Origin of the sequence: Sporolactobacillus shoreicorticis (assembly GCF_024125445.1) — a bacterium.
Classification (GTDB): Bacteria; Bacillota; Bacilli; order Bacillales; family Sporolactobacillaceae; genus Sporolactobacillus; species Sporolactobacillus shoreicorticis.
The window spans coordinates 88,888-107,322 of record NZ_JAMXWM010000009.1 but is presented as its reverse complement, the minus strand read 5'-3'; the positions used below and the strand labels follow the sequence as shown (position 1 = coordinate 107,322).

The following is an 18,435-nucleotide window of genomic DNA, read 5'->3' as shown; positions in this document are numbered from 1 at the left end:
TTGGTTTACTCCTTTTTTCTGGCTGTTTTCTGTTTCAGCTAGATGAAAAAGGATATAAAATGCTTATGTAGTGCAGGATGGACTGTACAGGTTGTACGGATACCTCTTCCGTAGTTCGTGACGTGGACATTTGGAAGGTAAGACGAATGGATGATCACAATTATACCGTTGTTTTTTCCGTTGATCAATGGATCACGAAAAGTAGAAAACGAAAGATGGTGAAGGTTTCCTATGAAGTGACCGTCCATGTCGATCAAGCCGGGAATCTGGTCATCATTAAGAATTCCACCATTTGCGGACTCCCTGCAAAGTCAGCTTACGAGCCTAAAGTGGCAGACACTGACAGTAACATGGATGAAGCGACACTTGAGGAAATGAATGCCTTTTTAAAAACCTTTTTTAAGCTCTACCCCACAGCAAATGCAAGCGAATTAGCCTATTACGTGAAGGAAAACGCGCTGAAACCTATTGACAAAGATTACGTCCTTTCAGAGCTAATTAATCCAATCTATCGAAAAAAAGACAGGCGAGTACAGGTGTCCGTCTCGGTGAAGTATCTTGACCAACAGACAAAAGCGGCGCAGGTGTCTCAGTTTGATTTGACTTTAGAAAAAAACAGAAATTGGATGATTGTTAAATAAATCATACAATCAAGTATATTGAAATACTGACCCGATTAAATCTCCATAAGTGGAAGTACTTCATCGTTTGGCTCCCACTGATAACCGTCCGTGCCTCATCATGAAAGGGGGAAAAAACAGACAGTCAGAACATTTTCCGACGTTTTCAGAAAAGATTTCATAGATTCCCATGGATGTCCAAACCAAATTTTGTAAGGTTTAAAAAGCCGTTTTGACGATTCAAATTTTAGCTATTATCTATTCTCTAGTTATGTAAATTTTTGCACGGTCAGGTGTGAGATACATTTTCCCATATGCATAACTGATTGAATAGTCAATCGAATGTTTTGATTTGAAGCATGGTAACTCTGCATATTGAATGACCTTTTTATCTTTTACAAAAACGAGTAGATAGATATCATCTCGAAAATCAATATCACTCGGATCTTTAAACTTGAATCCTAGCTCTTTGTTTATATTTTCCTGAGATGTGTAGGGTTTAAATAGATAGGCCCGATCCCATTTAAAATGTGTATAGGACTTAATATCAATGTTGTTTCTATGTTCAGCAAGGGAGGAAACGTTTTTTTCTAATTGAGTATTATGTTGGGTGTCACTGCACGCAATAAGTAAAATTGACTGTAAAAATAGGACACACACAATGATCCATTTCTTCAATTATAAGACCTCTTTTCTTTATTCATTGAGGGTAATACCAACTTTATTAACCTGATTGAAAGAGAAAACGAAATATCCTAAAAAATAGTATATTATAAAAGTTATAGTAATCGAATAAAGTAAACAACATGTTGAAATATTTTAAAATAGAATTAATACAAATGAATAAGTTTCTAATAATCATGAAAGTTAAATAATAGTGACCACCAAGTGGTCACCTTAACAATATTTTATTTGGTCAATTTGACTTTTAGTTTTTCCCAGTATCACCATTGGTCGCTACTAAATTTCCGTTAACGATTCTTGCTGTAGCGCCTTGAGCCACTTGTCCCTGTATAGAAGTATTCAATTGAGTATGATTAAAGCTGAAATGAAAGTATGCATACTCTCTTCCAACATAATTGTTATAAAGATCCATTTCATGATCTACTCCGGTAGAGTACTGTTCATGAGCATCTGTCCAAGTTTCTGCTCTTTGGTCACCATGATCACGGTTGTTACCCCCAAAATCTTTAACTAGAATCGCATTCCAAAAAGCGTGTCTAAATGCATCTCCGTTCCCTTTGCTAAGCTGAGCTTCACTATATAATTGTTTAGCTTTGTTATATGCTTCGACAGCATCTGCCGCGTATATTGCAAACTCAGCCGGATTGCTTGTGGCGAGTTTAAGTTCATTACCAGTTAACTTGCCAAAACCGGGTACAGGTATCGGCGGATAGTCTGAATCGGTGGTAGAGTAACTATTTAAATTTGTTGATGTTTGCGTACTTTTTTTAATCTTATCAGCTGCAAGTTGATTTAACTCATCATCAGTATACTTCCCGCTTTGTTTTTTTTGAATGATCTCTTGACCAATAATTTGCAAATCGTTTGAATTAGTACGATTTATGTCTTCATCTGTTAAGTAGGATTTTTTATTTTGAAACTCTATTAAACTTGTATCCAGAGCTTTTGCTGGTATATTTTGTATTCCTTTAAAACGAGAAGGAACCTTATACGTTTGATTCTCAGCTGCTTGAGATGAAAATGGGAATACGAATCCAATAGAGAGGATTGCAACAATCATAAAAAAAGCCGCTTTTCTTAAACATTGATGTAAATTCATATACTGTATACCTCTTTCCTAATGATATATTTCCGGGAACAGGCAACGATCGATACAAATAATTTATCTATTTACTAAAGTTTCACCCCTTTCCTAACATGCATGTTACAACTTTTAATTTGCACATTGTGTCGAAAATTGTTGAACATGATAATATTCAATATAATTGTAAATTAATTAATAATAGATTTACTTTATTTACAAAACGGTTAAATGTTCTTAGATAAGTAATATGCCGTCTGATAAAATTTTGAAGTGAAGGCAAAGAAGTCGGAGCGAACTATCAGCCCCAAAGTTAGGACAACAATCGACTGAACAGCAGATTTATGAAACCAGAATGGAACAACGAGAGAACACAATCAATAAATTTTAATATGGTATTGGTAGTTGTCATGGAGTAATAAAGCCCCAAATAATATTATTTTATTTGTTCATAATTTGCTTTCCAGTATTAATTAAATAGAAACCAATTATTAAGATTAAGGTATCAAGTTATATAATACCTTTGATAGAAAATAGATACTCAATAAAGTGTTATACCCAAATCCTTCATTAATTGCGTCGTCTCATTTATAACTCCTTCGCGTATATTTTGTTCGTTCGTCTCGTTTATCGCTGTTTGAATAATAGTCAGCAAACCTAGCTTTACTTGGGCCATGTCGATATAACGCATTAAGTCTTTTGTGTCATGCCATTCGCTGTCAAATTTAAAAAAATAAGGATTTATCATTTTTCCTCCTCAAGATGTTTTTTGATGGCATCATAGCTGTCATCGGTCAACGCGGCTACCAAAAATTTTACTTTCCACAATTGTATGGTGAGTATTTCGATGACCTCCTCATCGCCATATTTGTGCAGACCATTGAGGTTTCGTTCCGTTTGGTTGATGTTGCTAATAATTATCGAAATAATTTGCCGATAGTTCATTGATTTTCCCCTCCATATGCCCTATTCGTTGTCTAAGGAAACGAGCCAATTGATTAAGGATAGATAATTACCCACTTTTTCAAATAAAGTTTAAAAATGTACATAAGTACCGTCTATTTCTATTAATTATCGAATGGATAGTGAAAAAATGAGTAAACTGTTAATCATAGAATGCAATTCGTCCATTGCAGCATTCGTAATTTATTCGAGTAGCATTCTTCGTCTTCATAGCTACACTTATTGAGTAACATTTATATTCATATAATACTACTCTTATTGAGTAAGTCAATCATTAGTTATTCTAATTGTGTAATTTACGGCTTTTTTTGTAGTGCAAGTAGTAGAATTTACTCAAATAGTGAAAGGTTGTTTCTTATGGAAAATATAATCGGTAAACGATTGACCCAATTAAGAGAAGAACGAGGATGGACAAAAACTTATACGGCCGAGAAGCTTGGCATTAAGACAATGTCTACTTATGCAAATTGGGAATATGGCATTAGAACGCCTGATAGTGAGATGCTAACCAAGATCGCTGACCTTTTTGACGTATCAACGGATTTTTTACTTGGCCGAACAAACGTAAGAAATCAAAATACTGCCGATAAAGAGCTAGAAGAACTCATGAAAGATCCTAAATTTATGGCAGCTTACCATGATTATCCTGGAACCCCAGGGGAAGCAAGAAAAGATCTCATTCGCTTTTTGAAATTTATTAAAGAACGTGATGATGACAAGCAGGGAAAAAGAGAGGATTAATGTGTTTTCTGTCGTACAAAATATTGGATAAAGGAGGTGTATATTGGTTCGCTGGAAAAAGTTCGTGTGGTGGATTCTGCATGGTTTTTTTGAAGCAGGAACTTTTGGAATGGAAGCTTGCAATCTGCGCGTAATTTGGAAATATGAAATTTGCAAAAAAAAAAAATTAGTTTGGAATATATGCGCTTGTTCATAAAGAAGCAATCTTTATTTCTTTCTCTTTTTATATTCAGTTTTGTATGAAAAGCTATGACATTTATCATTACTAAAACAAGGGCTATGTTAATGTTGTTTTTCGCTAATATAGAACACATGTTCGAAATGCTTCTCAATGATATCCATTCATGAAGCCTTGACACTGATCAAGGACATCCGTGAGAAAAAAACGAAGAAGGATTTTTTTGCCCACATTGCGGTTCAAAGCGGGTCGTGTGTCGGTACTTATGTTTTTCAAAGGGTGAAAGCCAAATATACCGTTACTCTCAATGCCATAAGACCTCCACAGATCTGACCTAGACGCCTTTGGATGGCACTTGGTATATCGGACAAATCAATTCCGTACATTATCGACGGGCTGCAATTGGGCAGGCCCATGAGAATACATTAATCGTCGCTTTGTTAATTTCGACATTGCTTAAAATTTTCATGTCGTTCAGGGTTCCAGGCACTCCCTTGCTAAATGGATTAATATCTTTTATACTTATACTGATAGTAAACTCTATCCTCTTTGTAAGTATTCTGGTCTTAAAAAGATGTTTCTTAAAAAGACAAACTCCAATAGAATATGGGCATCTAGCCCAACAAAATCTGTGTATATTTTATTTAATTAGCAGAAAAAACTGTTACTATGGTTTACTCATAATAACAGTCCATTAAAGAGCTTTGTTCTATGCAACAGCTACAGGAGTTGTTTATCACCTCGGAGTCTCTGCGGCTTTGATACTTGCAGCGTGCTCCCTTCACTCTATCTTCAGCATATAAGTAGTCGGGTTTAGCGTACTTTTTTAATCATCATGATCAAAATGCCACCGACAACACAGATAACGGTCTCAACAGGGAATATGGCACGATAGCCCCACACGGAAATTACGCTTGCTGCAATAAGTGGGCCAAATACTTGTCCCAGAGTATTGGCCATGTTGATGATGCCAAGATCTTTAGCGGCATTTTTGGAATTAGGCAGAACGGCTACGTTAAGTGCCTGATCAACGGCATTATAGGCACCCATTCCAATTCCTGCAATTACGGCATAAGCCATCATCGTCCATGGTCTGGCATCAATAAACGGGAAAAATGCGCCAATACCGAGCATAATTGTCGTTATAGCAACAGGTGCTCTCAGCCGATGGATACGGTCGGAGATCGGGCCGGCCAGTGCGCAAAATACGATACCGGTGATCATCAGTATCAACGACATAAGAGAAACTGACGAGGCCGTCTGGCCATTATTAAGTTTCATGTAATCAGTAAAAATATAAAGCTGGTAACCAACGATAACAAATTGACCGGTAACCATAAGAATTTTACCAAACAAAGCAAGATAGTAATCACGGCAGTTTTTTGTCGGGAACATAAAATTCTGTTTAAGAGTAACGGCATTGAACTTTACTCTTTGTTCATCCAGATTAGACGGTTCACTGGCCAGGAAGGCAGAAATCAATCCGCCAATAAGTGCGAAAGCGGCGAGTGTTTGAATGCCAGCGCTTACATTTTCAAGAAATTGAGAAGCAATAATGCCCGACCCGTAGTTCCCAAAGGCCATGCCCACACCATAGAAAGAAGAAATGGTGCCGCGCCATTTTGGCGCGACCCGATCAGAGAGCTGAGCAATCATTGGTGCGACAACGGCATTCAGCACCGCCTGATACATGGCCCATACAAAGATCAATGTACCAATATTCGGAGCCATTGATAAAAACACGAGTAACACAGCAGATAAAATGGAATTAACAACAATCCAAGGCGTGCGTTTTCCATGTTTGGTTCGCGTCATATCGGAGAGTGCCCCGGCAATGATGTTGGCAATTGTCGCAACAATCATTGCTATTGCCGAAAACAAAGCCACGAGTGCAATCTTATTATCTGGAGCGAGCTGGCCAATTTTAGCCGGAAGTAATGTCGCCGCGACCCCAATGTAAGGCCCAAGCCAGCATGCCGGCCCAATCACAAGAGCAAGGCCGAGACGTACAGGACGTTTGGGTTGTTCCTCATCTGTGATACCATGATGTTTCATAACTGAACCATTGTTTTCTGATGATGTCATAGTTTTTCTTCCTTTCTTTTCCCCTGCATAGGTCATTAGATTAATTCATCAAATTGATCGCAGATCTGTTTTGGCGTGATCTTAAAGGAATCAAAGTCAGCATAAGATTGTCTTCGATAGGCATCCCATGCGCCAAATCCGGCCATCAAACCGGTGAAACCCCCAGCCTGTTCATCTGACATGTATTGAATGTCTATTTTGGGACCAATGTGTTGCCAATCCTGTTCACCCGGTCTGCGCCAAGAAAACTGGACTTCTCCGTAATCGATGATGGCCTTAATTTCAGCCTTTCCCTCAGGGACGGCTATTCGATCTAACAAATACTCATCCTTTTGACTTTTTTCTCCTTTCATTATTGCCAGCCCGGTGGTTCCCAGCGTCTCAGAATAATAAAGGCGCGCAAACAGCCAGTTACAGTCATCGTAGTACAATACCAGTCCGGCAGATTGCGAATAGTGAATGGGATGAAACTCGAGTGACGTTTCAACGGTTGTCTGAAAAGAATCGATACGCGTCGCGAGCAGCGATACATCAAAACGAGAGAAAAACGATTGACGTCCGTAAATTCGCACCCATCCCGGACGCGCATCCAATGTAACCCAAGACTCGTCATGAGGACCATAGGGACTGATTAAACGCTGATCTATTGAAGTATCAAAGCTTTCATTAATGACTTGAAGCTGTGATTCACTTTTGATCTCAACATTAGTCATCCCCTCTGTGGTCGCCTGGGCCAAAGTTCCTCCTGACTTCATATGGAGCCAGCCATCGTCCGTCCATATCATTTTTTGAATGGATGTCTCTCGCCCTAATGTACAATTGGTGGTACCCGGGAGCGGCCTCGCAGAAAGATGTACGATATACCATTCATCGGTGTGCGTATGGACAAGTGAACCATGACCGCATTTTTGCATCGGTGCCTTTGCATTGTATAGATCAATTCGCAATGAGTCAGGATCGTTTCGACGAAAATACTTATATGGTGTGGAGGTAATGACCGGATTCATTGGATCGGATTCATAAGGACCCTGAATATTTCTTGAACGCTGAATGACAACACCGTGACCATATCCAGTTCCACCTTCTGCAGTCATTAGATAGTACCAACCATTGCGTTTATAAAGATGAGGAGCCTCCAGACATCCGCGGTCCGTCCCGCCCCGGCTGATACGGGTAGTCTTGCCTACTAGGCTTTTCTGTTCTGGATCAAACTCCTCAAGGACAATGGCTCCAGGATGTTGATAACCTTTACGTGTGTCCCATTCGAGTGTGACCAAATAATGTTTGCCATCATCATCGTGAAAAAGAGAGGCGTCGAAACCGATTGAATTCAAATAGATCGGTTTTGACCAAGGGCCATCAATCGTATCGGCGAACATTGCGTAGTTATCCTGATCAAATAAATTGCCGTTCATGTTATGCATTTGGCACATAACAATCCAAAACTTCTGCGTCCTTTCATCAAAGGTCAAATCGGGTGCCCAGACACCGCACGGCGTAGCTGTTCCTTTAAGCTTTAAAAAATTTGCGTCATGTATTACCGATGTTCGCAGCGTCCAATGAGCCAGGTCACTGGACTCAAAAATCTGGATACCAGGAAACCAGTGAAACGTAGAGGTAGCTAAATAATAAACCTTTCCAACCCGGAGAATGACCGGATCGGGAGTAAAACCTGGTAAAATAGGATTCTGAATGATATTACTTTGCGTCATATTATCGCCCTTTCATGAAAACATTTTGTGCACACATATAGTTTATCAACAACTGTAATCGTTTTCAATATTATTTTTACTATTTTATAAAAAATATATTGCATTAAAATAGTATATATGTTATTTTTAAAGAAACAATTAGTTAATTAAAAAATTTAAATTACTAAAAACATTATTCAAATATAATATAGAAAGGAAATTAGAAGTCAATGGAATTGGAGATAACCAATGATTCACTATCCGTGTTTAAAGCACTAGCCAGTTCTGTACGTGTAAAAATTATTCAGGAATTATCAACGAAAGATATGAGTGTGACACAACTGAAACAAAAATTGAATTTAAGTGGACCGATCGTTTTAATGCATTTAAAAAAGCTTGAAGATGCGGGTATAATTGGTTCCCGCAGAGAAGGACATAACAAAGTTTCCTTTCTGAAAGTAGAGAATATAAATATTCATTTGCCACGTCGCTTGTTTAAAGAATTCTCAAGATATGAAATTGAATTACCGGTTGGACAGTATACTGCGTTCAGTGCCGCACCATCTTGTGGTTTAGCAGGCTCGACAGGTTATATTGGACAAATTGATACACCCGCCTATTTTATGGACTCGCAAAGAATCAATGCAGGAATAGTCTGGCTTGCGAAGGGATTTCTGGAATACCAGGCACCTAATTTGCTGAAAGCTGATCAAAAATTGGAAATGTTGGTGTTATCCGTTGAACTTGGATCAGAATTCCCATATGCAAATAATAACTGGCCGTCTGATATTACATTTTCAATCAATGGAATAGATATTGGAACATGGATCGCACCAGGTGATTTTGGCGATGTTCGTGGTAAATATACTCCCGATTGGGTGCAAGATAATTTCAATCAATATGGTTTGTTAAAGACAATTAGGATTACTGAAGCAGAAACATTACTTGATGGTCAATATTTTTCACCCGTGACACTTAGCGATCTAAATACGCATAATGATACTTATGTCATTAGGTTTGAGGTGAAGAACGACGCGAAACATCAAGGTGGTCTAACAATTTTCGGAAGTGGATTTGGTAATTACGACCAGAACATACGGATGGATCTGTTTTATAGCTGACAAAATATATCAGCTCTCAATTTTTATGGATGAATACCAGATAATGCTCACTTGTGACAGAATGGATGAACAAATTGAGTATTTTAACTCGACATATTCAATTATTATGCTGCGTAAAGTAGGCACTGGTAATATTGTCAGTATTTTGAAACCTGAAGACGGTGAAATTTGGACAATTAACAATGTGCATGAATAGAAAATATGTACCAATACTCAGGGATTTTCACCTTGAGATGTTTAATGCAATTTGCAGCGAGGAAACATTCTATTACTTTCCGATGCTGAGTGGTATGACTGAAATAGTTCTTAGTGAGTAGGATATCCCGGAACCACAAAGTATTGTGAAATAATGCCAAGAAGATATCAGTAATGGTGGTAAGATTGTAAGTATGCATAGAAAATCTCATAATAGGTGTGTAATTCCCAATTTAGTGAGGTGCACTTAACGTTTATCTGCTGCGAACCAGCCTGTCATAACAATTAGAAGAAGAGAAAACGGACGTGTTTAAGGAGGTGCACATATGCCACGTGGGAAATCTGTAACAAAATTATTGCTTGACTCATCTCAAGCTACCCTGTTTGCTGGTATTGAGATCCACAATAAACCTCATATTGATTACAGGTATCCAACTTCTGTTCTTTTAATTATAAATGCATGGGAACTTGCCCTTAAAGCGTATGTGTACAAATACATAGGAATAAAGAGAATATATGAAAGGGATAAAAAACATACTATTTCTTTTTCAAAAGCATTAATCTTGGTAAGAGATCATATAAACACTACAAAAAAAATAAAGTATTCACGGTGATATTTGATAATCTCGTCCTTCTAAATGAGTATCGTTGTTCAAATGTTCATTTTATTAAAAGCAAACTTGACCCGGCAATATTCATGCTGATCAGCAAAGCTGTATTGAATTATAATGCGTTTTTAAAAAAGTATTTCAAAAAAGATATTACTCGAGACGATAACTTGATTATTCTTCCGATTGGCTTGAAACTGCCATTTGATCCCGTGGATTATTTGAAGCAAAACTACAGTAATGCACACAATGATTTTATTAATGATGTCATTCAATCTGTCCACAAGTTGAATGATGATGGTGTACAAGATAGCATTGTCGTCGGTTTTAACCTTGTCACAGATAAAGTTAGAAATGTTAAGAATGCGGATATAATTGCTGCATTGAGTAATTCAACGGGTGCCGTTGAATTACGGAGAGGAGCCCGCGTTACAGACGATCCACACGCGCCTGTGGTCCGTATCGAACCAGACATCCCGCCATTAAGATATGCAGATTTGCGTATAGAAGTAAAAGAAAAAGAAGCAAGTATAAAGTTTGGGAATGTGTTCAACCGAGCAATGAAGATAATCAAAGCAGACAAGGCGTTATGCCAAGTCCGATACCTTGACCCTAAAAATAAGTCCGGCTTAAAAACTGAGTTTTATGATGAGCGTGCTATTGATGTCTTGATTCGGACATATCATGAATTAGAGGCAACACAATAAAATAGAATATATGCAGTTATGCATTTCCTCTAAACCACCCTGCACTGAAAATACAAAGTGGTTTACGGTTTAGGATCGTGAGTATTTTATCATCGTTACACTAGATACAAAAATCAACCGACAACAATAAATATACGCCATATCGACTTGAATTTCTTCAATTGTTCATCCTCGTGAAGTCTTGAAAAACAGTAACTCTCAATTTATTATAAATCTTTATTCAATATCCTTTCAAGAAGATTTCTATTTTTCATTTTCTCCATTTTATGGTTTAAATTAAGAAGCTCTTTATTTTTTTTATTGATTTCTAACTGTAATTTAGTGTAATCATCTGGATTCAGTTGCTGGCTATTTAAGACGGCCAGTTTATGATTTATCTCAGCCTTTATATTTTGAAGTTGATTTTGGTTATTAGCAATTTCATTAGTAACTTCATGTAATTTATTGGTTTGATTATTATAGCCATTGATCCGTTTTTGAATAACCTGATTAATAGAGTCAATTTGTTCTCTTTGCTTTTGAAGGCGTTTTTTATAATTAAATAATTCATTTTCATAATCGGACATTATGTTATACCTTCCTTCATTTTCAAAGTTAGGTCGTACTTCTTGATCAAAAAATGCTCCCAAAATAAAACCGTTTTCCTTATTAATTCTATGCACTAAGTTTTCGATTTCTTGTGTAAATAATTGAATTCCATAAATTTCGCTTGTTTGAAAAGCTGTAGCTATTTTGTTTTCATTTAACATCATGTTTTCTTTGATTCTAGCCTGAAATATCGGTAGGTTACTATCATTAAAGTTATTTCTTTTGTCGTCTGTAATCTTATGATTTACCCAAATTTCAATTGCCAGTTTACCATTCCATTTATAAAAATAAGAGTAGGGGAAAGTATGATCCAAATTTAATAAGACATCGATCCGATAGGATTCACCTGAAGTAGGCGCTACATAATAAACCTCTGGCTCTGCTGATTGAACGTAAACGGTTACTTTTTTTGTTGGCATATTTGGAAATTTCTCGAATAACAATAGTTTTCTACATTTGCCACTGACTAAAGCCATTTCGTAAGCTGCATGGGTATAGGTCATATTATTCCTATTTTGATCAATTTTTGGATGCTCTTTATTTTTGTATCTAAAATGATCCACTTTACCGTCAGATGAAGTTCTCACGGGCGTCAGTTCTAGATACTCTTTTTCATGTTTTGTTTCGAAAAAACGATCAAAGATTTTACTTCGCGTTTCTTTTCTTCTATGAAGAGCTTCATAAATTGTAATGTGTTTCCACTCATTATTTATTTTTATATATGCCCATGTTTTTTGTGCCATGATAATACCTCGTTTCACATTACTTGCTTGCTTTGGCACAGCCAAGAATAAATGAAACTGGCAAACGGTTCGCAAAACTATGTAGCGCCGGGTATTACTCTTTATCCGTCAAACCGTTGAGGAATTGGACAAGTTGCTGCTTCTTTTTCTCTGAAAGTCCATCCATGGCTTCTAAAATATCAAAATCAGTCGGCTTTTTGTCCGTCTGAAAGAAATCAACAAGGGAAACATCTAATACTCCGCATATTCTTTCGAGTGTATTGATCGTCATTCCTTTTTTCCCGAGCTCAAGATCGGAAATATAGGGTGGCTTAATGCCCATCTCATCGGCAATTTGCTTAGCTGATAGCCCCTTTGCTTTTCTGATGTCTCTCAGTCTTTTCCCGTAGTCCAAAGTATCACCCCATTTTTTTATTATATCCAATAACTGTGAAAATGAATAGGCGATAGATTAATTATATATTGACAAAATACTATATAGAATATTATAATGGTTTTATAGATAATCTATAGAATAATTTAAAAAACAGACCAATGTGAATTAATACGCTGACCATGCAGCTGCGGATGGTAAAAATCTTAGCTACCTCGCTGGCCGATGACAGCTATGATGCCATCAAAAAACATCTTGAGGAGGAAAAATGATGAACCCTCATTCCTTTAAATTTGGCAATGAATGGCATAATGCAAAAGACTTGATGCATAATATTGATTTGACGCAAACCAAATTGGGTTTACTGAACATTCTTCAGACAGCGATAAATGAAACGAACGAACAAAATATGCGCAAAGAAGTCATCAATGAAGCAATACAATTAATGACTGATTTAGGCCTGACACTTTATTGATCTCTGTTTTCAACCATTGTAATAAATTTAATGGCTTTGCTTTTTGCACAACCATTATCGACCTCAGTAAGCCGCTTGCTGAATCTAATAGATTTGATTATTTATTAACGTTTCCCAAAGTTATCGCCAAATTCGTTTTCCTTTCAAATTGATGATAAATCCTTTATACTTCTAATTAAGAAAGGGTTTTCATTTTTGCGTATTTCCCTTTAATTTTAGTGAGTATAAATTGAAAATGAAGCAGCATCTCCTTATTTTTCAAAGTAACAGAATCATCCTCACTGTTTCTAGTTCAGGACACCTTGTAGTATAAATGCCTTCTCACACAGCAAAGAAAATCTCTTATACACAACATGAACAGTAACATTTTTGATCCAATTATCATAATGAGTACGTGATGCTATTCCGTAGAAAAATTGTTTTTTTTTCGTCCTCTTTATAAATTAGCATTTCTCTTTGTTCATGAATTATTTCAGATATGTCATTTCTATAAAAGCTAACAGATTGGAGCTTCTTCTGAATATGCCGTTAAACAGTATATAAACACGAACAAAAAACATGGGTACAGGGCTAAAATAAAACGGTTAGTATTAGAAATGGTTCCTAAAAATAATGAATTCTATGCAGAAGCCCTACCGCCGACAGATTTAAAATGTATCGGGTACTGATTTTAGCTACATCTAAGAAAATAACCCCTATGCAATAGCCAATGGGTTGCTTACAAACCACCGTTTTTTCAATAGATAGATTGACCATAAAAATAGCCTTTTACATTACATATAGCAGTAAACAAAGCGCACAAACAGATTCGACCGTCTGTTTGTGCGTTTTTTAGGTTATTCAGAAGTTTTTTTATCAGCCATGCAACTAAAGGCCTTTTCGTGTCGGGACTTAGTACGAAAGGGGGGAAGGAGCTACTACTCCCCGCTCTCTCACGATAGAAAGGGGGTGAGATGGATGAAGCCGTCTGCTTTTCGACAAACGATCGAGAATCAATTTGACTATATCTGCAAGCGTGCCATGGAAGATGAGCGTAAAGACTATTTGAAATACCTCAAACGCCTGATCCAAAAGGAGACATCTTTTTCCAGCATTGGTGACTATATTGCCAATCAATTTTCAACAATCGACCGCCATCCCGCTGATTTACACATTTTTGCGTTGAACGGGTTATCCGTGACTGTCGAAAATGATTTGCTCGGCGAAGCGCTACGGAAGCTGCCTGACAAAAAACGTGAGATTATTCTGCTCCACTATTTTATGGAGATGACCGACTCAGAAATTGCCCAATTACTCAACATGAATCGCTCAACCGTCTATCGCCACCGAACCACCGGACTCGCCTTGATTAAACAATTTATGGAGGAGCATGCCAAATGAAAAATACTCATCCAATGGTCCCCTTCGATGTGATTACGGCGGCCACCGACGGGGATACGGAAGCCATCAGCCATGTGGTTAAGCATTATCAAGGGTATATTGCCAAACGGGCGCTCCGCCCGATGAAAGATGATTATGGAAACAAGCGTTTAGTTGTCGATGAGACTTTACAGGGCCGATTGGAAACTCGGCTGATAACGAAGATTTTATCCTTTGAAATCAAGTGACTTTTTCATGAGAGTGTGTGGATAGAAAAGAAGGTTCGCTAATCTGTCAAAGCATACTGTCACTAGTATGTTTTGACAGGCTGACAAGCCGATGTTCTTTGACAACTCAATAGCATCATCGAATACGTTCGATAAGGAACGAGCCGGCGGGCTGATGCGCGTAAGAATCAGGCGATTTTGATCAGCGTCCCGCAAGTCACCTTTGGCAAGGTGACTGCCATGACTTCTTTATCAGGATAATGATACTCCCGCATAGCCATAGTCCGAGCGTTCAAAACGTCGCAGGCAATGGGTGCGGCTGGATGAGAACCATGCAGGGGTGAGATTCCCGTGAGCTAAGCCAAAGCTGTTCGATGGGGTGATCGGTTCATAAATAAAAGGAAGGGATGACTTGACATACACGCAAGATAAGCTGATTTAAGTAGAGTTGAGGTGGGCACTGGTTGGATACAATTCAAAAATTGTGAAATTTAGTGATCATATAGAAGTTATTAGATACGGAACACTCAAATCCGAATACCATCTGAAAAAATTAATAATGGCTATATTCATGCCAAAGATGATGAGGAGGCGCAAAAAAAACGTGCTTTTGAGCAAGCTTATAGAATTAAACGTAAAATAAATTATTATTGCGAAGCCAACGATTTTGATTTGTTTTGGACGCTGACACTTAACGATAACAAGGTTAATGCAAAAAATTATACCTATATCAAGACAACGATTGCGAGCATGGCTAAAATATCAGCGTGAAAAGTATGGAAAATTTGACTTTCTGTTCATTCCAGAATTGCATAATTCAGGTAGAATCCACTTTCACGGCGTAACTGGTGGTTTATCTCCGCCACTTGTAGAAGCTCGTTATCCAAAAAATAAAAGACTTATCAAGAAAAACGGCATTCAGATTTACAATGCTGAAAATTGGCAGAATGGATTTAGTACCGTTTCTAAAATTCAACATAAAGAAAAATCCGCCAACTATATCACAAATATATCACGAAGGAGTTGATTGAAATGCCTAGCGCATTTCATCAACCGAGATATTTTTTAAGTCGTGGATTGAAACAACCCGAAATTTATTATGATGAGCTGTCTGATAACTATTTTTCAGATTTCAAACCATCATTTGTTGTTGGCGAAAGGAGTCCAAATAATAATAGATTTGAAGCTGATATTTCCATCTATCGTATATCGTATTGATATTTCAGAAGATGGGGAACTATTTCAAAACAGCCTCCAGAAACAGTCTGGAAGCTGAAAAAAGCAAAGAGCCCTGACGGCAATCAGGACTTCTAAAAATAATTTTGTAATGTCATTATATCATATTCAGGTATGAGTGACAGATTGAGGTGCGATATGAAAATAAAATATGTGCCTGTCGCAAATAGTCTTGCAGAGTGGGGAAATAAGAGTGCAATTTTGAAACGCTATGAGGGTTTAAATGTCTATACCCTTAATCGCTGGCTTTCCGAAATGCGCGACAACAAAAAGTTTAAACGTGGGGTAATCAATCCTACCCATAAGTTGGTTTGGATCAACTTTGTGATGTTTGAAGATTTCCTCTGGTGGAAGCAACATGGTTATTCAAGAATTAAGGCAAAATAAGCGTGAAAATGATAAGATAGAGTTTGCTAATCATAATTCTATTTTATCTTTTTTCATATCGTGGCTTGGAAAGGATAAAATATGTATTTTGAAGAAAGAAGAAATAAAGATGGAAAGGCGTTTTATGTAGCAGTAGAGCGTTATATCGACCCGTTAACAGATAAAACAAAGCGTGCGTCCGTTGTCTATCATGCGAATACGGTACGCGCGAGAAAGCAAGCGGGGCGCGAGTTGGAAGACAAGATTGATGAGCTGATTTCAAAGAAGCAAGGTTTATTTCAAGGTCAATCAATGAAAACGTTCTTTGAATTGAAAGAATCTTGGTTTAATGTTTGGCGAACGACTGTAAAGCCTCAAACTGTGAAACGTGAGGAGCTTGTAATTGATAGGCTTTCTGAATTGCTTGCTGATGATATTCTCTTGGAGAAAATCACACCATTACTAATTCAAGACTGCTTAAATGGATATAGGGAAAAGTATCATTCAACTCATTCGACTATGCAACATATCAAATGTACGTTGAATAAAATTTTTGATTATGGTGTTCTTCATAATGCTATTCCATTTTCTCCATCAAGAGTTGTAAAACTCAACGCTACTGTCGAAGAAAAGCGGGCAAAGAAAAAAAGACTTGAAATGAAGTTTTTAGATGAGCGTGAAGTGAAGGTCTTACTTGCTGAACTTAGGAAGCGTAGAAATCAAAATTATTATGACTTAGCTCTTTTCCTGATTGGGACTGGTTGTCGTATCGGAGAAGCTTCTGCATTGACTGAATCTGATATTGATTTTGAAAATCACTTGGTAACGATTGATAAATCTTTACAAGCCCATGATTTGAGAGTAGATGATTTTTATCTTGATACCACAAAGACTGGGGCAGGCGAACGAGTGGAACAACTTCCTGAGTTTGTTATGCAGGCATTGATAAGAGTGATTGAACGAAACAAGCAATTTGATGAGCATGTGAAGAATTTTCCATTTGAGGCTTTTCGAAAGTCTGAATTTCTTTTTAGAACAGAATATGGAGCACCAATTACTTCTCACAGTTTTAGAGAAATCTTGGGTCGGGTGAACAGGGTTCTACAAGCAGAGTGCCAAGAAAAGTATGGTTTTGAATGGACGAAAAATGCTGTTCCTCATAGTTTCCGCCATATTCACATTTCTGTTCTGCGCAATGACCCAACTGTGCCACTTAAAGAAGTTCAATCTCGTGTCGGTCATGTTCTGGAAGAAACGACAAATGGTTACACTCATTTAATGAGTGCTTCACAAGAAAAATCAGTTGAAGCAATAAATCGCTTCATCGAGCACATGGGTATAAGCAAAGGTTTGGCTAGTTTGGCTTAAAAATGACTTTTGCCCAAAAATTGCCCAAAAACAGAAGAAATAAAAATGATAGGCTCGTGAGGCCTTGTTATTAAAGGAGTTATAAGAATGGCTAATATTCAATGGTATCCGGGGCATATGGCGAAAGCTAAGCGTCAAATGATCGAAAAAATGAAGCAAATTGATGTTGTGATTGAACTTGTTGACAGCAGAATTCCCGCATCGTCAAGAAACCCGCTTGTTGAAGAAATATCATCCGGCAAGCCGAGACTTCTCGTTATGAATAAAATAGATATGGCGGATCGTCAGGCAACAGCAGATTGGAAAGATACGTTTGAAAGCGAGGGAGTGAAAGTCCATCTTGTTAACAGCCAAACCGGACAAGGAGTTTCAACATTGCCTGATGCGGTGCATCATTTGACGGCGGAACGGCGACGTAAACTGGAGGACAAAGGCTTTCGTCCGCACGCAGATCGCGCATTAATATTGGGTATTCCTAATGTCGGCAAATCAACACTGATTAATCGGCTGGCCGGGAAGAAAATTGCAAAAATCGGTGACCGGCCAGGAATAACAAAAGCTCAGCAATGGATCAAGGTTGGCATGACAATGGAACTATTGGATACACCGGGTATTCTTTGGCCGAAGTTTGATGATCCTCGTGTCGGCCTGTGTCTTGCCGCAACGGGAGCGATTAAAGAAGAATTGCTTGATTTTCAAGAAATTGCGCTGTTTTTGTTAAAAACCATGCTGCAACACTACCAAAGCTCACTGACCAATCGCTATCAAATAGAAAAACTCCCCAAATTGAATGGAACGGAAGCGGATCAGCAAACGCTGATCGACCTTTTCGATGAGATCGGCAGGAAAAGAGGCTGCTTGATGAGCGGTGGATTCATTGACTATGATCGTGTTTCGGAAATTATTATTCGTGATTATCGCAGTCAGAAACTCGGTTCGCTCACTCTTGAGTGGCCGCAGTGACCTGAATCGACCAGAAAGTAAACATTAATTAAGCTTTGCCGATATAAATACTAACAGGGGAAA

The 18,435-nt window shown here is 37.8% G+C and carries 21 protein-coding genes; 13 read left to right on the top strand and 8 right to left on the bottom strand.

The window, feature by feature from the left end; all coding sequences use genetic code 11:
- Positions 1–77: 77 nt before the first annotated feature.
- A complete protein-coding gene (locus NIE88_RS09610) occupies positions 78–641 on the top strand; it encodes a conjugal transfer protein (RefSeq protein WP_253061583.1) in 564 nt (187 codons plus the stop codon).
- A 237-nt stretch (positions 642–878) separates the two neighbouring features.
- On the opposite strand, the gene NIE88_RS09605 is transcribed toward NIE88_RS09610, so the two are convergent.
- From NIE88_RS09605 to NIE88_RS09590, 4 genes are all read right to left on the bottom strand, one after another.
- Positions 879–1,298 (bottom strand): hypothetical protein, encoded by a 420-nt coding sequence (locus tag NIE88_RS09605; RefSeq protein ID WP_253061581.1) that lies wholly within the window; start codon positions 1,296–1,298, stop codon positions 879–881.
- A gap of 250 nt (positions 1,299–1,548) precedes the next feature.
- Entirely contained in the window at positions 1,549–2,403 is an 855-nt protein-coding gene (locus tag NIE88_RS09600; RefSeq protein ID WP_253061579.1) for a DUF6973 domain-containing protein, read from the bottom strand.
- A gap of 523 nt (positions 2,404–2,926) precedes the next feature.
- A complete protein-coding gene (locus NIE88_RS09595; protein WP_253061577.1) occupies positions 2,927–3,133 on the bottom strand; it encodes a hypothetical protein in 207 nt (68 codons plus the stop codon).
- The gene (locus tag NIE88_RS09590; RefSeq protein ID WP_253061575.1) at positions 3,130–3,330 is read right to left on the bottom strand and encodes a hypothetical protein; all 201 of its coding nucleotides are present in this window, start codon (positions 3,328–3,330) and stop codon (positions 3,130–3,132) included. Before NIE88_RS09590 ends, NIE88_RS09595 begins: the two co-directional genes overlap by 4 nt.
- Positions 3,331–3,705: 375 nt before the next feature.
- Here NIE88_RS09590 and NIE88_RS09585 point away from each other — a divergent pair, with 375 nt between their 5' ends.
- Positions 3,706–4,089, top strand: coding sequence for a helix-turn-helix domain-containing protein (locus NIE88_RS09585; RefSeq protein WP_253061573.1), 384 nt, complete (start codon positions 3,706–3,708; stop codon positions 4,087–4,089).
- 43 nt (positions 4,090–4,132) lie between these two features.
- On the top strand, positions 4,133–4,285 hold the full coding sequence (locus tag NIE88_RS09580) for a hypothetical protein (RefSeq protein WP_253061571.1): 153 nt from the start codon (positions 4,133–4,135) through the stop codon (positions 4,283–4,285).
- A 795-nt stretch (positions 4,286–5,080) separates the two neighbouring features.
- Here the strand turns inward: NIE88_RS09580 and NIE88_RS09575 are convergent.
- Together NIE88_RS09575 and NIE88_RS09570 are read right to left on the bottom strand one after the other, a co-directional pair.
- Positions 5,081–6,352 carry an MFS transporter gene (locus NIE88_RS09575; RefSeq protein ID WP_253061569.1) on the bottom strand — a complete coding sequence of 424 codons (1,272 nt, stop codon included), beginning with the start codon at positions 6,350–6,352 and terminating at the stop codon, positions 5,081–5,083.
- 35 nt (positions 6,353–6,387) lie between these two features.
- Positions 6,388–8,064, bottom strand: coding sequence for a glycoside hydrolase family 43 protein (locus NIE88_RS09570; RefSeq protein ID WP_253061567.1), 1,677 nt, complete (start codon positions 8,062–8,064; stop codon positions 6,388–6,390).
- 209 nt (positions 8,065–8,273) lie between these two features.
- On the opposite strand from NIE88_RS09570, the gene NIE88_RS09565 reads away from it, so the two are divergent.
- The 3 genes from NIE88_RS09565 (at position 8,274) to NIE88_RS09555 (ending at position 10,674) form a co-directional block, all read left to right on the top strand.
- Positions 8,274–9,164, top strand: a complete 891-nt coding sequence (locus NIE88_RS09565) for an ArsR/SmtB family transcription factor (protein ID WP_253061565.1) — start codon at positions 8,274–8,276, stop codon at positions 9,162–9,164.
- Between the two features lie 521 nt (positions 9,165–9,685).
- The gene (locus NIE88_RS09560; RefSeq protein ID WP_253061563.1) at positions 9,686–9,973 is read left to right on the top strand and encodes a DUF3644 domain-containing protein; all 288 of its coding nucleotides are present in this window, start codon (positions 9,686–9,688) and stop codon (positions 9,971–9,973) included.
- Entirely contained in the window at positions 9,970–10,674 is a 705-nt protein-coding gene (locus tag NIE88_RS09555; protein ID WP_253061562.1) for a DUF3644 domain-containing protein, read from the top strand. Before NIE88_RS09560 ends, NIE88_RS09555 begins: the two co-directional genes overlap by 4 nt.
- 206 nt (positions 10,675–10,880) lie before the next feature.
- Here NIE88_RS09555 and NIE88_RS09550 read toward each other — a convergent pair whose 3' ends face one another.
- Together NIE88_RS09550 and NIE88_RS09545 are read right to left on the bottom strand one after the other, a co-directional pair.
- A complete protein-coding gene (locus tag NIE88_RS09550) occupies positions 10,881–12,005 on the bottom strand; it encodes a hypothetical protein (protein ID WP_253061561.1) in 1,125 nt (374 codons plus the stop codon).
- Positions 12,006–12,099: 94 nt separating this feature from the next.
- On the bottom strand, positions 12,100–12,399 hold the full coding sequence (locus NIE88_RS09545; RefSeq protein WP_253061560.1) for a helix-turn-helix domain-containing protein: 300 nt from the start codon (positions 12,397–12,399) through the stop codon (positions 12,100–12,102).
- A gap of 250 nt (positions 12,400–12,649) precedes the next feature.
- On the opposite strand from NIE88_RS09545, the gene NIE88_RS09540 reads away from it, so the two are divergent.
- The 7 genes from NIE88_RS09540 to ylqF all read left to right on the top strand — a co-directional run bounded on the left by NIE88_RS09540 (position 12,650) and on the right by ylqF (position 18,372).
- On the top strand, positions 12,650–12,853 hold the full coding sequence (locus NIE88_RS09540; protein WP_253061559.1) for a hypothetical protein: 204 nt from the start codon (positions 12,650–12,652) through the stop codon (positions 12,851–12,853).
- Positions 12,854–13,810: 957 nt separating this feature from the next.
- Positions 13,811–14,233, top strand: coding sequence for an RNA polymerase sigma factor (locus NIE88_RS09535; protein ID WP_253061558.1), 423 nt, complete (start codon positions 13,811–13,813; stop codon positions 14,231–14,233).
- Positions 14,230–14,460 (top strand): helix-turn-helix domain-containing protein, encoded by a 231-nt coding sequence (locus NIE88_RS09530; protein ID WP_253061557.1) that lies wholly within the window; start codon positions 14,230–14,232, stop codon positions 14,458–14,460. The genes NIE88_RS09535 and NIE88_RS09530 overlap by 4 nt, the downstream gene beginning before the upstream one ends.
- Positions 14,461–15,148: 688 nt before the next feature.
- Complete coding sequence (locus NIE88_RS09525; protein ID WP_253061556.1) at positions 15,149–15,466, top strand: rolling circle replication-associated protein; 318 nt, start codon at positions 15,149–15,151, stop codon at positions 15,464–15,466.
- A gap of 347 nt (positions 15,467–15,813) precedes the next feature.
- Positions 15,814–16,062, top strand: coding sequence for a hypothetical protein (locus NIE88_RS09520; RefSeq protein ID WP_253061555.1), 249 nt, complete (start codon positions 15,814–15,816; stop codon positions 16,060–16,062).
- 81 nt (positions 16,063–16,143) lie between these two features.
- Positions 16,144–17,409, top strand: a complete 1,266-nt coding sequence (locus tag NIE88_RS09515; protein ID WP_253061554.1) for a tyrosine-type recombinase/integrase — start codon at positions 16,144–16,146, stop codon at positions 17,407–17,409.
- A gap of 87 nt (positions 17,410–17,496) precedes the next feature.
- Positions 17,497–18,372: a ribosome biogenesis GTPase YlqF gene (gene ylqF, locus NIE88_RS09510; protein ID WP_253061553.1), complete on the top strand. Its 876-nt coding sequence runs from the start codon at positions 17,497–17,499 to the stop codon at positions 18,370–18,372.
- The last annotated feature ends 63 nt before the right edge of the window (positions 18,373–18,435 follow it).

What these genes read in the sequence shown, in the direction of transcription:
- NIE88_RS09520 (WP_253061555.1), top strand. Translation starts at nt 15,814, where the DNA reads ATGAAAATAAAATATGTGCCTGTCGCAAATAGTCTTGCAGAGTGGGGA.
- NIE88_RS09560 (WP_253061563.1), top strand. Translation starts at nt 9,686, where the DNA reads ATGCCACGTGGGAAATCTGTAACAAAATTATTGCTTGACTCATCTCAA.
- NIE88_RS09575 (WP_253061569.1), bottom strand. Translation starts at nt 6,352, where the DNA reads ATGACATCATCAGAAAACAATGGTTCAGTTATGAAACATCATGGTATC.
- NIE88_RS09595 (WP_253061577.1), bottom strand. Translation starts at nt 3,133, where the DNA reads ATGATAAATCCTTATTTTTTTAAATTTGACAGCGAATGGCATGACACA.
- NIE88_RS09530 (WP_253061557.1), top strand. Translation starts at nt 14,230, where the DNA reads ATGAAAAATACTCATCCAATGGTCCCCTTCGATGTGATTACGGCGGCC.
- NIE88_RS09535 (WP_253061558.1), top strand. Translation starts at nt 13,811, where the DNA reads ATGAAGCCGTCTGCTTTTCGACAAACGATCGAGAATCAATTTGACTAT.
- NIE88_RS09540 (WP_253061559.1), top strand. Translation starts at nt 12,650, where the DNA reads ATGAACCCTCATTCCTTTAAATTTGGCAATGAATGGCATAATGCAAAA.
- NIE88_RS09585 (WP_253061573.1), top strand. Translation starts at nt 3,706, where the DNA reads ATGGAAAATATAATCGGTAAACGATTGACCCAATTAAGAGAAGAACGA.
- NIE88_RS09590 (WP_253061575.1), bottom strand. Translation starts at nt 3,330, where the DNA reads ATGAACTATCGGCAAATTATTTCGATAATTATTAGCAACATCAACCAA.
- NIE88_RS09600 (WP_253061579.1), bottom strand. Translation starts at nt 2,403, where the DNA reads ATGAATTTACATCAATGTTTAAGAAAAGCGGCTTTTTTTATGATTGTT.
- NIE88_RS09515 (WP_253061554.1), top strand. Translation starts at nt 16,144, where the DNA reads ATGTATTTTGAAGAAAGAAGAAATAAAGATGGAAAGGCGTTTTATGTA.
- NIE88_RS09565 (WP_253061565.1), top strand. Translation starts at nt 8,274, where the DNA reads ATGGAATTGGAGATAACCAATGATTCACTATCCGTGTTTAAAGCACTA.
- NIE88_RS09550 (WP_253061561.1), bottom strand. Translation starts at nt 12,005, where the DNA reads ATGGCACAAAAAACATGGGCATATATAAAAATAAATAATGAGTGGAAA.
- ylqF (WP_253061553.1), top strand. Translation starts at nt 17,497, where the DNA reads ATGGCTAATATTCAATGGTATCCGGGGCATATGGCGAAAGCTAAGCGT.
- NIE88_RS09570 (WP_253061567.1), bottom strand. Translation starts at nt 8,064, where the DNA reads ATGACGCAAAGTAATATCATTCAGAATCCTATTTTACCAGGTTTTACT.
- NIE88_RS09525 (WP_253061556.1), top strand. Translation starts at nt 15,149, where the DNA reads ATGCAAAAAATTATACCTATATCAAGACAACGATTGCGAGCATGGCTA.
- NIE88_RS09610 (WP_253061583.1), top strand. Translation starts at nt 78, where the DNA reads ATGGACTGTACAGGTTGTACGGATACCTCTTCCGTAGTTCGTGACGTG.